Source organism: Anaerocolumna chitinilytica (genome assembly GCF_014218355.1).
In the GTDB taxonomy this organism is placed as follows: domain Bacteria; phylum Bacillota; class Clostridia; order Lachnospirales; family Lachnospiraceae; genus Anaerocolumna; species Anaerocolumna chitinilytica.
Genome location: NZ_AP023368.1, coordinates 1,212,772 through 1,225,379, shown reverse-complemented (window position 1 = coordinate 1,225,379; position 12,608 = coordinate 1,212,772). Strand labels below are relative to the sequence as shown.

Sequence of the window (12,608 nt, the reverse complement as noted above, 5' to 3'; positions counted from 1 at the left end):
ATATTTGTAAACGAAATGCCACTTTTGTAATCGAGATGCAGTTTTTGTAAACGAGAAGCCACATTTGTAACCCAAATGCAGTTTGATTTTCGACTTTTATTGGAGTATTATAATAATTACAGGCATGCCAAAGGGAGTTCGACTCCCTCTCGATTTTTTTGTAATCGGAGAATCCACCCCTTTATTCCTTAGACAGATAAATGGTTGGCGGTATGCAGATTTTATTATTCACTCATATTTAATTTCAAATCCTATAAGGATTTGAAATACTACTTGTCCGACTTTATACCGGGATTGTATATCTGTTTATAGATTACCTATAAGGATTTGAAATTTGAATTGATAAAAGAAGCAGAAAAGAAAGATAACGTTTATAGATTACCTATAAGGATTTGAAATTATGTTGGCCTGCAGTGAGGCGGCTTGGATAACTCAGTTTATAGATTACCTATAAGGATTTGAAATTTGTTCCATTTCCGCCAAGTGCATGATATTGTTCATGTTTATAGATTACCTATAAGGATTTGAAATTCCCCAGACTCATACTTTTCCAGCTTAACAACCCTAGTTTATAGATTACCTATAAGGATTTGAAATTACCATTTTCCATTTGTATAATCATAAACATCTTCTCCGCTTTTAGATTACCTATAAGGATTTGAAATGTAGTAAAATCAACAATATTGCCACTGGCGCTTACTGGTTTATAGATTACCTATAAGGATTTGAATAACTTCTTATTGCCTTAAAAATAGAATGCTAACTTCGATTAAAGGATGATAAAACTTCTTTCCAATCTTGATGAGCTTCATGTATATATCAGAAATCGTGATTTAGAGATTTATAATAACATAAACCCCGATGAGAAGAAAGCTGCATTGGCAATCCAGGATATTACTGAAATTGCCAATGCAAGCACAAGAGCTATCTATCGCATCCTAAAAGATAGGGTGATTTTATTTTATTTTCAAATAAAAACTAAATTTTTCTTCAATATGTAACCTTATTGCATCTCCACATGATATCTTCCCTTGGGTACAATAAAGGGAGAACCGGATACCGGGTCCTTAATAACTGCACAATCCAGTCCGAATATCTGATTCATCAGCTCTTCTGATATAATATCAGAAGGTGCTCCCTGGGCGATAAGCTCCCCTTTTTTTACAGCAAAAATATAATCCGCATAACGAGCGGAAAGATTAATGTCATGGAGCACCATGACAATAGTAGTTCCTCTCTTACGATTTAGATCCGTTAATAAATCCAGAATCTCAATTTGATAAGTAATATCCAAAAAGGTAGTCGGCTCATCCAGCAGCAGGATATCCGTCTGCTGGGCAAGTGCCATGGCAATCCATACCCTTTGACGCTGCCCTCCGGACAATTCATCCACACTTCGATTGGAAAGCTCGGTAATTCCCATGATTTCAAGAGCTTCTTCCACCGCCTCATAATCCTTTTTCCCAAGCCCCTTTAAGAAGTTCTGATAAGGGTACCTGCCTCTGGATACCAGGTCTGATACTGTAATCCCCTCCGGTACTACCGGTGACTGAGGCAGCAGCCCTAATATTCTAGCCAGTTCCTTCGGTGGGATGCTGCTTATTTCTTTTTCGTCAAGGGTAACTTTTCCCGATACCGGCTTTATTAATCTGGCAAGGGTTTTTAACAAGGTCGATTTACCGCAGGCATTGGCCCCGATGATTACACTGATTTTATTCTTTGGTATCACTACATTAATGTCATTGATTATTATCTTTTTATCATAACCGGCAACAATATTACCGGCTGAAAATGCAGGTGTTTGATTCATGCTGCTCCTCCGGTTTTATTCATACGTATCAATAGATAGATAAGGTAAGGGGCTCCGAGTATTCCTGTAATGATTCCCACCGGAAATCGGATATCAAAAGCATATTGCCCTATAATATCTGCCAAGAGCACCAGGATTGCTCCCGTGAAACCTGCCGGTATCGTATTGGAATTGCCCGCTCCTGCCATCCTGGCAGCTATAGGACCTGCCAGAAAAGCCACAAAGGATATAGGTCCGGTTACCGCAGTCGCAAAAGCGATCAGGAAAACAGAACTTAAGACCAGTATAAGCCTCGTTCTGTCTGTTTTCAGACCCAGTGTAACCGCCGATTGTTCTCCCAGTTCCAGTACTTTTAACTGTCTGCCGCAGAAAACTAAAAGGCATCCAAAGATGAGAACAACCACAAACAGCCCGGGAATATTTTTCATTTCCATACCGTTTAAATTTCCGCTTAGCCATCTGAGAGCTGCCGGTACATCATATTGGTTTGCTCTTAAAAGCATATAGGATATCAGTGCATTTAGCATAGCCTGCACACCAATTCCGATAAGAATCAGCCTGCCTCCGGAAAAATTGCCTCCCCTGGAAAGGGCATAAATCAAAAACGCTACACAAAGCCCTGCAATTACTGCTGATATAGAAACAAATTTTCCGCTAATTCTTAAAATTAGGATACACATAACTGCTGCCACACTGGAGCCGGAGGTAATACCTATAATATCCGGGCTTGCCAGGGGATTACGAAGCATGGTCTGGAAGGTGTTTCCGGCCATTCCAAAGGCCATACCGGCCAGCAGTCCCGCTAGCATCCTTGGAAGTCTTATGGTCCCGATGGCAAAAGTGGCTCCCTTTATCTGTTCCCCAAAGAGAACCCGAAGTATTACATCCAAAGAGTACTTCGTATTTCCCAGATATAGCATGATACCGCAAAGGATAAATGTTAATACTGCTAATACCACCATGACTGAGATATAGCGCAGCTTTCTTTTATAAAAACCTTCTCTAACAATATTTAAATTTGTATTTGTCATAAGGAACGTACCTTCGCTCTCATTGCAATCAATATCAGAATAGGTGCTCCGAAGAATGCTGTTATAATACCTGCTTCCAGTTCACCAGGATACCCGATAAGCCTGCCTGTGACATCAGAGACCGTTAAAAGAACAGCTCCGCCGATAGCAGACATAGGCACGATATAACGCATATTAGGGCCGCAAAGCAGCCTCATAACATGAGGTATCATAAGTCCTACAAAGCCGATAGGGCCGGCAATGGCTGTCGTTGCACCACATAAGAGTACACCAGCCAGTGCTCCGATTCCTCTTACTAACACCGTATTTACACCTAAACCGGTTGCCACATCATCTCCCAGCGCAAGAGCGTTTAGAGCCGGCGCAGAAAATATCCCTAGTAATAAGCCTATAATCAGAAAAGGAGCTACTGCCCCTATCCCTTCATAGGTAGCTCCGCCTACACTGCCTACCTGCCAGAATCGAAATGCATTCATAACCTCAGTTCTTGGCAGGATTACAGCACTTACTAACGAAGAAAGGGCAGCAGTAGTTGCCGCTCCTGCCAGCGCAAGTTTAATAGGAGTAGCTCCTCCGGACCCCAGGGAACCGACACGGTATACAAAAACTGCAGTAACTGCCGCTCCTGCCAGTGCAAACCATATATACTGATTCGCTGTACTGATATGGAAAAAGGCTATTCCGCTAACCACAAACAGGGAAGCCCCGGTATTTACACCTAATACACTGGGATCCGCTATTGGATTCCTTGTAATTGCCTGCATCAGCGCACCGGAGACCCCAAGGGATGCTCCGGCGATAATACTGAATAACGTTCTTGGAATTCTTTCACGAGCCACCAACATATTAAAGGAGTTACTATCTGATTGGAAGATTGCTCCCATAACATCTTTTAGCCCTATACTTCTGGAACCCAGCGCAAGGGATGTTAAGACAGATAATACAAGTACAGCTGCACTGACACTTATCAGTATTATTATTTTTTTTGCTCTCATTGTACTTTATCAGCTGCCTCTCCTATGAGCTTTAAGTAATCATCAATGGTTGCAGGGATGGACAGAGCGCTTGGAGTACCAGAAGCAGCAAGCGGTGTACCATCCTGAATCAATACTACAGAGCCTCTTTGAACTGCAGGAATAGTTCCGACAAGCTTATCTGCCTGCATAGCTTTTAATAATGTATCATCACCATATGCAACAATAATATCAATATCTTTTAAAAGATCTGCGTTTTCAGCGCTCATTTCAAGAGCAAAGCTGGTAGAAGTCTCTGCTAATTTTGTTACACTATCCGGCACCTTCATACCTAAATCATACAAGTAAGCTGCACGAGGATCAGTTGGAAGATAAACATAGAATTTACTAAGATCCGTAGGAGTAAAATAACAGAAAGCTGCGGTTTTTCCGGCTATCTGAGGGAGGGCAGCGGTCTTGTCTGCTATAAGCTTCTCCAAATTGGAAACCAGTTTTTCGCCTTCTGCCTTCATTCCCATTCCTTCCGCATTCATAATAATATCATCACGCCAGTAAGTCTGCCATGCAAGCGTAGGATATGCCACAACGGGTGCGATTTTACTCAAGGTGTTGTATTCATCTTCCGTAAGACCGGAATAAGCAGCAAGAATAACATCAGGCTGTGCATCACTTATTGCTTCATAATCCAAACCGTCTGTATCTTTAAATAAAACAGGATTCTCAACACCAAGATTTTTGAAAGCTTCTTTTGTCCAAGGTAATAAACCACTGCCATCTGTTACACCATAATTAGCTTCCGAGATACCTACAGGTACTACACCTAATGCCAAAGGAACATCCTGATTAGACCATGATATAGTAACTATGTTCTTAGGCTTACTTTCAATTACAGTCTCACCAAAAGCATGCTTTATCGTAATTGGATACTGTGTTTCTGTTTCAGCAGTATCTTTAGCTCCAGTTTCACCAGGTTCAGCCTGTTCAGTCTCTTCGGTAGGAGCAGCAGTTACTGCCTCCTTGACTGCTCCAGCGTTATTTTCTGATTTGCCGGCGCATGCTGTCAGAGTCAAACTCATTGCTATTACCAAAATAGAACTTAAAGTTTTCAATTTCATCTTTTAACTCCTCTTCTTTCCTCTATGTAACGATAGTTGCTATGAAGTTAGTCGTTTCTAACTTCGCATAGATTATCAAAGGAGATTGTCTTTGTCAAGTGATTGAAAATCGTATATGAGAATCATATTCAATTGTAATTTAGAAGTTTTTTATTACTCTAAACTCGTAGAACCCCAATAAATAAGCCATTTTATGAAATAATCAGAAATTATATTTTAAATATTACGAGTGTATGTATTGAGAAATATTATCATTTTCATTTAATATAAAAATACTGTAAATCCAGAATGATTTCTAGACCTACAGCACTTTTATATTTGTGAAATATCTTTTAATGAGATTCCTTCTGCTCTGTTAAAAGAAGTTTATCCAGAACATTCTTATAAATCAGAACAATCTGGGCATCAATATAGCAGTATTTATTAATGATATATTCATAGGTCTTCTGAAGCAGAGTCAGACTGATTAGAACTATTCCTGCTGCTGTTACATAAGGATTCATTCCAAGGGTAACCAGGTATAAAACTGCTGCCAGAACATACACCACAAATATAATATACGTTTTTATAATACGAACTGCTATTATCAGAGAATCGTTAAGACGCTTCTGCATCTTCTTCAAATCCCCTCTGTCCTTTCTCTCAACTCTCCTGTAAATATCCTGATAGATCTCATCACTGTCAAAGAACTTTTCCTGCAGGCTTCTCTGACAAACATAAAAGTATTTATAATAAATATTCTCTCCGAATTCCTTGCTTATCAATTTTTGAAATATGCTAGCCACAAATAATTCCTCTCCCTGATAAAATTTCTTTTTAAAACGAATGTTTTTACGAAATAGTATCTGTAAGTTCCCTGATTGTAGCCTTGGTAAATTCTGATAATTGGAGAAAACCACAAAATTCAATATTCACAAATTGTTCATAAAACAGCCATACTATCAACATATATGTCCGATATAATAAAACCATAGCAAATAGCTAAAAAGCAATTGCATTAATAATTTAAATGTCACACCTAATACGCTAACAAGATAATTTTTTTCATAAAACTAAGCCTGGTAGTAACCCTCCCCCCTCTACCGGGCTTCTCCTCTGTCTATCGATAAAATTCTATAATATTCCATAACATATTTCCCCTTTTAATTGTTCTAATTTCCAGCCATAAAATATAAATTTCTACTTTTCTTAAGCTAGGTTTTTTGATATAATGGCAGGTAGAGCAAACAAGGCCCCTCCATGGGACAACCTTGAAAATATAAAAATTGGAGGCAAAATCATGTCAAAAGTTATAGTTATGGATCACCCGTTGATTAAGCATAAAATCGGTATCATGAGGCGTAAACACACTTCTACAAAGGAATTTCGTGATTTGGTATCGGAAGTAGCAATGCTAATCTGCTATGAGGCTACCAGAGAGCTCCCCCTTACTGACATTGAAATAGAAACTCCCCTTGTGAAAACGATAGCCCAGGAAATTGAAGGTAAAAAACTCTGTATCGTTCCTATCTTAAGAGCCGGTCTTCATATGGCAGACGGTATCTTAAATCTTATTCCCAATGCGAAAGTCGGACATATCGGCCTCTACCGCAATGAAGAAACCTTAGAACCTGTTGAGTATTTCTGTAAACTCCCTGTTGATGCAAGTGAAAGAGAAATCTTTGTTGTTGATCCTATGTTAGCTACAGGTGGTTCAGCCTCTGCAGCAATTACTCTCTTAAAAGAAAAAGGAATATCAAAAATTCATTTCCTATGTCTGATTGCAGCTCCCGAAGGTGTAAAACGTCTCTCTGAAGCTCATCCTGATGTAGACATCTTTATCGGTTCTCTTGACGAGCGCTTAAATGAACATGGCTATATTCTTCCTGGCCTTGGAGATGCCGGTGACAGAATATACGGTACGAAATAATTATATACAAAGAATTAAAAAAAGTGCTTATTCCTTTTGTTTTCTGAAAGGAATAAGCACTTTTTTTGAATTTTACTTTAAACCGAATTTGTACACTGTTACATAATCATATTCATTGGCAGCTTTTAAGAAGCTGGAAGAAAATTCGGGTTTATGGCAGGCATCCGGAAAGAACTGTGTCTCAAAACATACTCCTGCACGTTTCTCATAAACAAAATTTTTCTTACCTTCTTCCTGACCATCTATAAAATTACCGGTATAGAGCTGTATTCCCGGAAGATTCGTAAAGACTTCCATTATTCTGCCGCTTTCATCACTTACAAGCTCTGCTACTTTCTCAACCTCTGTACCGCTGATATTTAAAACATAGTTATGATCATAACCGCCGGCTATTTTTAAAGGTTCATAATCAGCATCTATTTCTGCTCCGATTGTTTTCAGCTTACGAAAATCCATAGGAGTACCTTCTACACTCCTGATTTCTCCGGTAGGAATCAACTTATCATCCGTTGGTGTAAAGCTGTCAGCATTCAGCATAACTTTATGATTTAAGATGGAACCGGAAGCATGTCCGTTCAGATTAAAGTAGGAATGGTTTGTCAGATTACAAAGGGTATCCCTGTCAGAAACCGCCATATATTCAATTACCAGTTCATTTTCATCGGTTAAGGTATATGTTACGCTAATGTCCAGATTCCCGGGAAATCCCTGTTCCATATGAGGACTTAATCTTGAGAATTCAACAGAATCCGCATCCTCTTCCTCAAAGATTTCGGTCTCATACATAAATTTATTATAACTCTTGGAACCGCTGTGAAGATTATTCTCTCCGTCATTTTTCTCAAGGGGATATTCCTTACCGTTTATTAGTGCGGAAGCTCCGCCGATACGATTAGCGTTACGTCCTATGAAAGAGCCATAGCCAGCCTTATTGCCTTCATAACCGGTTACCGTTTCATATCCGAGTACCACATCATCATACTTACCCTCTTTGTCAGGCACGATTACATTTACTATATTAGCGCCGTAATCAGTCAGGCTGACTGACATACCTTTTTTGTTAATTAATGTATAAAGAGTGGCTTCTTCCCCCTCAGAAGTCTTGCCAAAAGAATGTTTCTTTATGCTCATAATGCTTCTCCTTCTGTTCTGTTTATATTTATAAGAATAGCCTATCTCTGCCAAAAGTTCAAGTATATCTTTCATAGTTTACCAAGTAAAAGTTACTGGAATAGGTATGCAGGATATGTAATTTAAATGCCTAAGAGCTATTATGATATCCCATCTTTCTGATGCTTATACTTATCTAAAAGTTACAGAACAGGAATTGACAGCTTTCCTTCTCAATGATATACTTTATAAGTCTTAAAGACAGTAAGTTGTCATATTGTAATGATGTGACATAATAGGGAAACAGGTTCAAATCCTGTGCGGTCCCGCCGCTGTATGTGAGGAGTCTGCTATAAGTGTGTCAATCCTTTTGGGTTGCGCAGTCACTGGGTGTCTGCCTGGGAAGATGTATAGCTGATAATGATCCACAAGCCAGAATACCTGCTTATTGTCTGTACCGCTATATTTCCACGGAGGATGGAAGATGAGGTATTATTTTCTTTGCCTTTCTTTCCCCTTTTTAATAAAGGGATTTTTTTATGCCCTTTTTCATCACATATTTTATTAATAGGAGGGAACTATGGAAAATAAGAAATCCATGAAAAAGCCGATTATCGGCGTCATTATCTTTGTAGTTGTTATTGCTGCTATGGCCATTTTATACAATGTCTTTAAGCCCGAAACTACAGAAGGTTCTAAACATATCGTAGCAGAAGTTATTTTAGGTGACGGCACAAGCAAGAACATTGATATTAATACCGATGCAGAATATTTAAGACAGGCACTGGAAGAGAAGAAATTGATTTCAGGTGAGGAATCTGATTATGGATTATTTGTTAAAACGGTTGACGGTGTTACCGTTGATGACAGTAAACAGCAATGGTGGTGCTTTACAAAAGGCGGAGAACAGATTACTACCGGCGTTGACACAACTCCTATCGCAGATGGAGACCATTTTGAAATCACTTTAACTACAGGCTATTAAAATGCGTATCAGTATCAAGAACATTACCCTTATCGGCATGCTAAGTTCCATCCTTTTTGCACTGCAGTATATATTACAGGGAATTCCAAATGTGGAATTGGTATCACTTCTGATTTTGGTTTATACCTGTGTGTTAAAGCGTAAGACCCTTTATATTATAGCAGTTTTTGTTTTACTGGAGGGATTTTTTTATGGCTTTGGAATCTGGTTTATCGGTTATTTGTATATATGGTTTCTTCTATATCTGATAGCTCGATTATTATGCAAGAATCATGCTCCTCTTGAAATTCACCCCCTGACCTGGGCATTGGCATCCGGTGCTTTTGGTTTAGGTTTTGGAGCTTCCTTTGCCCTAATCAGCTTCTTCTTGGGCCTTGCAAGCGGTGGAATAAGCGGTGGTCTTACCAGTGCCTTTGGTTATTGGGTAAGTGGAATTACCTTTGACCTGATTCATGGTATCAGTAATTTTATTGTAGCACTTTTTTTATTCAGGCCTTCGTATAAGGTATTAAATATGCTTACCAAAAATTATGGACAGCTTTAATATAACTATTTATTACATTAAACAAGTACTAATAACCAAAATATTAGAGGCATAGAAAGCGTTTTATTTACGCTCTATGCCTCTCAGTTTTACCGGAAACTTAAGTTAATTCCGGAAATGTCATGGCTTTTATGAATAATTCGCTAAAATCAGGTTCCAGTGCAAGTTCTATATGCTCAATCCGTTGGCTTATCTGCTCCGCTTCTCTTGGCATAATTTCTTCCATAAGGATTCTGGCACTGCCTCTTAGGGAACCATTTCCAATATATTCAATGTTATCTTCCGGTACCGGTGGCAGCAATCCTAATGCGATTGCCTTTTTTATAGAGAGCTTTCCGCCAAAATTCCCTGCAAGATATACTTTATCCAATTCTGTTGGTTCTAAACCGGCTTTTGCAAGCAACATAGCCGTTCCGGCAGCAATGGCTCCCTGCGCCAGCTGAAATTCTCTGATATCCTTTTGAGTTATAGAGACTTCCTTGCCTGCTTTTCTCCATAATCTATAGAGATTTTCCTCACCTGCTCTGCCTAACAGCCGACCGGTCTCGTCTATCTTCCCATTCTTATAAAGCTCATAGATGCACTCGATAAGTCCGGAACCGCATATACCTTTTGGAGATGTAATTTTATCTCCCTCCCTAATAAACTCTACCTCTAAGGACTCCTCCTTATAAACGGCTGATATAATTGCCCCAGCTTCTGCCCTCATACCGCAGGAAATATTTCCTCCTTCAAAAGCAGGACCGGCTGCTACCGAACAGGCTATCAGCTTCTCTCCGTCACATAGAATAAGTTCAGCATTCGTACCGATATCCAAAAGCAGAATCTTTCTCGTTTCCTTCTGTAAATCCTTTGATAAGATACAAGCCAGTGCATCTCCGCCTACATGACCGCTTATGCCGGGCATAACATAGACAAGTCCCTCCGGGTTAATATGAAACCCTGCCGTCTGGGGCTCTAGAAACTCTCCACTGTAGGATTCACTTTGAAATGGTGCTCTGGATAGGCCCATCACAGACTGCCCAAGAAAGAGATTTGTCATTGTAGTATTTCCAGCTAATACTACTCTGTCAATCTGAGACATTAATATTCCCGCCTGGCGGCTTAGTTCCTCTAAGAGTAATTGAATTGCTTTTCTTACTGTTTCTTGCAGTTTTTCAGAATGTTCATTTCCTTCCAAAGCATAGGTAATGCGGGAAACTACATCAGCGCCATAGAGTTTTTGAGGATTGGATAAACCTTTTGTGACAAGGGGATTTCCCAGCTTTCTGTCATATAGCATACCTTCTATATTCGTGGTGCCAATATCAATCGCTGCTCCATAGACACCTTTCGTGAAAGTATCCTTTTTTACAACTATTTCTTCTTCTCCATTTCTCTCACTATACCCATTATCAAGGATTACACAGGTATCCGATGTGGGATAGAAGCAACAGGCAAGTCTTACTCCCCTGTCTTTTTCTTCCTCTGTCAAATACAGGTTTTCTTCCGCGGAGAATATTCTGTTGTTTCCTTTGCTTACCAGAACCTTGCATTTACCGCAGGTCTTCTTACCTCCGCATAATGCACCTGTATCAATTCCTAAATCAAATGCAGCTTTTTGAAGGCTTATGCTCTTTTCAGTGACAAGCTTTTTATTAAAGGGAAGAAAAATAATCTCCATACTGATAACCAACCATGCCTTTCATAGTCTTTTCAGGTACAAAAAAAGGTTATCCCGAAGGATAACCCTTTTAATCACTCTAGTCATTACAATATAGCTATTTTCTGTATAAAAATTCTTAAAAATAAAATTCTTAAAATTTATATATCAAGAAAAAGGTACACTGAAACTGATGATTATAATTTTGTTACGTTGGTTGCCTGAGGTCCCTTTGCTCCCTGAACAACATCAAAAGCAACTTCTTGTCCTTCTTCTAATGACTTGAAGCCGTCCATGTTAAGTCCTGAATAGTGTACGAATACATCGTTACCCTGCTCATCGGAAATGAAACCAAAACCTTTTTGATTGTTAAACCATTTAACTGTACCTTTGTTCATGTTAATTCCTCCAAATAAAATAATCTACATTTATAGTACATTGCATCTTCTGCAACAAGCTTATAATAACACTTTATTATGTTTATGTCAAACATTTTTTTTGGAAATTTCTTTACAGTTATCCCATAAATTATCTCCTACTAAAGTTTAAATTGAGATAATAATGGAATTGTTATATAATTTTAGCAGTATTACAATTCTATAAATCGAACTACAAATTCACTAAATGCGGGGGATAATAAGGCGAAAAAACTATACAATTTGACTTAACCTAGAAAAGTTACATGATTCCGGTAAATAATCCTGTTGTACTGTTACAATGATACCCAAAAACGAAAAGGGGAGTTTACTATGTCAGAATTATTACTTAAGGACAAATTAAAGGAATTAAGAACGTCAAGGCGTTATACCCAGACTAAAGTAGCAGGCTACCTAAGTATGACCAGGCAAGGGTATGCTCATTACGAGGCCGGAATACGCACTCCCGATTACAGAACCTTATTAAAACTATCGAAACTGTATGATGTTGACATAGATATTTTTATTAATTCAACTACAGTGCCCATGTATGATGAGTTTTTTCATGAAGAATCAAATTATCATAAATTTGCCGTCAATGAGACGCAGCTGCCGTATAAATCCCGAATTTTACACCTCTCTTCGGAAGAAAAACGGCTGTTTGCACTTTTTCGCAGACTTAATGATTGTGAAAAAAAGCAGTTATTGTCTTTCTTGGAAAAGAAGGTCGCTAAAAAAAATAATAAACCACGGTAAGGAGGTTTGGATTACATTGCATTTTTTTTATTTACTGCTTAGCTATTTCATATTTGTAAATATTCTCTCATTCCTGCTTATGGGAATTGACAAATATAAGGCTAGAAAACATCAATGGAGAATAAAGGAGAGTACACTTTTTCTCTCCTCTGTAATCGGAGGCAGCTTAGGTTCAATCCTTGGTATGTTCTTTTTCCATCACAAGACCAAGCATAAAAAATTTATTATTTTTATGCCTTGTATTTTACTTGTGCACATATCCATCTTGCTATATCTGCTATATTAATACAGATAAGCTGATTACATTAAAAAGCAG

Annotated in this window: 13 protein-coding genes, 1 CRISPR repeat array and 1 riboswitch; of the genes, 5 read left to right on the top strand and 8 right to left on the bottom strand. The window is 38.6% G+C overall.

The window, feature by feature from the left end:
- Positions 1-304: 304 nt before the first annotated feature.
- Positions 305-733: a CRISPR direct-repeat array (repeat unit 31 nt; unit sequence GTTTATAGATTACCTATAAGGATTTGAAATT).
- A 270-nt stretch (positions 734-1,003) separates the two neighbouring features.
- The 5 genes from bsdcttw_RS05300 to bsdcttw_RS05280 form a co-directional block, all read right to left on the bottom strand.
- Positions 1,004-1,810, bottom strand: coding sequence for an ABC transporter ATP-binding protein (locus bsdcttw_RS05300; RefSeq protein WP_185258350.1), 807 nt, complete (start codon positions 1,808-1,810; stop codon positions 1,004-1,006).
- On the bottom strand, positions 1,807-2,841 hold the full coding sequence (locus bsdcttw_RS05295) for a FecCD family ABC transporter permease (protein WP_185258349.1): 1,035 nt from the start codon (positions 2,839-2,841) through the stop codon (positions 1,807-1,809). Before bsdcttw_RS05295 ends, bsdcttw_RS05300 begins: the two co-directional genes overlap by 4 nt.
- Positions 2,838-3,836 carry a FecCD family ABC transporter permease gene (locus bsdcttw_RS05290; RefSeq protein WP_185258348.1) on the bottom strand — a complete coding sequence of 333 codons (999 nt, stop codon included), beginning with the start codon at positions 3,834-3,836 and terminating at the stop codon, positions 2,838-2,840. The genes bsdcttw_RS05295 and bsdcttw_RS05290 overlap by 4 nt, the downstream gene beginning before the upstream one ends.
- The gene (locus bsdcttw_RS05285) at positions 3,833-4,930 is read right to left on the bottom strand and encodes an iron-siderophore ABC transporter substrate-binding protein (RefSeq protein ID WP_185258347.1); all 1,098 of its coding nucleotides are present in this window, start codon (positions 4,928-4,930) and stop codon (positions 3,833-3,835) included. Before bsdcttw_RS05285 ends, bsdcttw_RS05290 begins: the two co-directional genes overlap by 4 nt.
- 332 nt (positions 4,931-5,262) lie before the next feature.
- Positions 5,263-5,715 (bottom strand): hypothetical protein, encoded by a 453-nt coding sequence (locus bsdcttw_RS05280; protein WP_185258346.1) that lies wholly within the window; start codon positions 5,713-5,715, stop codon positions 5,263-5,265.
- 494 nt (positions 5,716-6,209) lie between these two features.
- On the opposite strand from bsdcttw_RS05280, the gene upp reads away from it, so the two are divergent.
- Positions 6,210-6,839, top strand: coding sequence for a uracil phosphoribosyltransferase (gene upp / locus bsdcttw_RS05275; protein ID WP_185258345.1), 630 nt, complete (start codon positions 6,210-6,212; stop codon positions 6,837-6,839).
- 72 nt (positions 6,840-6,911) lie between these two features.
- Here upp and bsdcttw_RS05270 read toward each other — a convergent pair whose 3' ends face one another.
- Entirely contained in the window at positions 6,912-7,970 is a 1,059-nt protein-coding gene (locus bsdcttw_RS05270) for an aldose epimerase family protein (RefSeq protein ID WP_185258344.1), read from the bottom strand.
- A gap of 228 nt (positions 7,971-8,198) precedes the next feature.
- A riboswitch (cobalamin riboswitch) is annotated at positions 8,199-8,412 on the top strand.
- 117 nt (positions 8,413-8,529) lie between these two features.
- Between bsdcttw_RS05270 and bsdcttw_RS05265 the strand changes: the two genes are divergently transcribed.
- Positions 8,530-8,934 carry a DUF4430 domain-containing protein gene (locus tag bsdcttw_RS05265; protein WP_225903800.1) on the top strand — a complete coding sequence of 135 codons (405 nt, stop codon included), beginning with the start codon at positions 8,530-8,532 and terminating at the stop codon, positions 8,932-8,934.
- Position 8,935: 1 nt separating this feature from the next.
- Positions 8,936-9,478 carry a hypothetical protein gene (locus bsdcttw_RS05260; RefSeq protein WP_225903799.1) on the top strand — a complete coding sequence of 181 codons (543 nt, stop codon included), beginning with the start codon at positions 8,936-8,938 and terminating at the stop codon, positions 9,476-9,478.
- A gap of 100 nt (positions 9,479-9,578) precedes the next feature.
- Here bsdcttw_RS05260 and bsdcttw_RS05255 read toward each other — a convergent pair whose 3' ends face one another.
- Together bsdcttw_RS05255 and bsdcttw_RS05250 are read right to left on the bottom strand one after the other, a co-directional pair.
- On the bottom strand, positions 9,579-11,141 hold the full coding sequence (locus tag bsdcttw_RS05255) for an ASKHA domain-containing protein (protein WP_185258343.1): 1,563 nt from the start codon (positions 11,139-11,141) through the stop codon (positions 9,579-9,581).
- 176 nt (positions 11,142-11,317) lie between these two features.
- Complete coding sequence (locus bsdcttw_RS05250; protein WP_033165096.1) at positions 11,318-11,518, bottom strand: cold-shock protein; 201 nt, start codon at positions 11,516-11,518, stop codon at positions 11,318-11,320.
- Positions 11,519-11,869: 351 nt separating this feature from the next.
- Here bsdcttw_RS05250 and bsdcttw_RS05245 point away from each other — a divergent pair, with 351 nt between their 5' ends.
- Together bsdcttw_RS05245 and bsdcttw_RS25300 are read left to right on the top strand one after the other, a co-directional pair.
- Positions 11,870-12,292, top strand: coding sequence for a helix-turn-helix domain-containing protein (locus bsdcttw_RS05245; protein ID WP_185258342.1), 423 nt, complete (start codon positions 11,870-11,872; stop codon positions 12,290-12,292).
- The gene (locus bsdcttw_RS25300) at positions 12,219-12,578 is read left to right on the top strand and encodes a DUF1294 domain-containing protein (RefSeq protein WP_185258341.1); all 360 of its coding nucleotides are present in this window, start codon (positions 12,219-12,221) and stop codon (positions 12,576-12,578) included. The genes bsdcttw_RS05245 and bsdcttw_RS25300 overlap by 74 nt, the downstream gene beginning before the upstream one ends.
- The last annotated feature ends 30 nt before the right edge of the window (positions 12,579-12,608 follow it).

Excerpts from the sequence above, each read along its gene's own strand:
- bsdcttw_RS05300 (WP_185258350.1), bottom strand. The coding sequence starts at position 1,810 with ATGAATCAAACACCTGCATTTTCAGCCGGTAATATTGTTGCCGGTTAT.
- bsdcttw_RS05295 (WP_185258349.1), bottom strand. The coding sequence starts at position 2,841 with ATGACAAATACAAATTTAAATATTGTTAGAGAAGGTTTTTATAAAAGA.
- bsdcttw_RS05290 (WP_185258348.1), bottom strand. The coding sequence starts at position 3,836 with ATGAGAGCAAAAAAAATAATAATACTGATAAGTGTCAGTGCAGCTGTA.
- bsdcttw_RS05285 (WP_185258347.1), bottom strand. The coding sequence starts at position 4,930 with ATGAAATTGAAAACTTTAAGTTCTATTTTGGTAATAGCAATGAGTTTG.
- upp (WP_185258345.1), top strand. The coding sequence starts at position 6,210 with ATGTCAAAAGTTATAGTTATGGATCACCCGTTGATTAAGCATAAAATC.
- bsdcttw_RS05270 (WP_185258344.1), bottom strand. The coding sequence starts at position 7,970 with ATGAGCATAAAGAAACATTCTTTTGGCAAGACTTCTGAGGGGGAAGAA.
- bsdcttw_RS05265 (WP_225903800.1), top strand. The coding sequence starts at position 8,530 with ATGGAAAATAAGAAATCCATGAAAAAGCCGATTATCGGCGTCATTATC.
- bsdcttw_RS05260 (WP_225903799.1), top strand. The coding sequence starts at position 8,936 with ATGCGTATCAGTATCAAGAACATTACCCTTATCGGCATGCTAAGTTCC.
- bsdcttw_RS05255 (WP_185258343.1), bottom strand. The coding sequence starts at position 11,141 with ATGGAGATTATTTTTCTTCCCTTTAATAAAAAGCTTGTCACTGAAAAG.
- bsdcttw_RS05250 (WP_033165096.1), bottom strand. The coding sequence starts at position 11,518 with ATGAACAAAGGTACAGTTAAATGGTTTAACAATCAAAAAGGTTTTGGT.
- bsdcttw_RS05245 (WP_185258342.1), top strand. The coding sequence starts at position 11,870 with ATGTCAGAATTATTACTTAAGGACAAATTAAAGGAATTAAGAACGTCA.
- bsdcttw_RS25300 (WP_185258341.1), top strand. The coding sequence starts at position 12,219 with ATGATTGTGAAAAAAAGCAGTTATTGTCTTTCTTGGAAAAGAAGGTCG.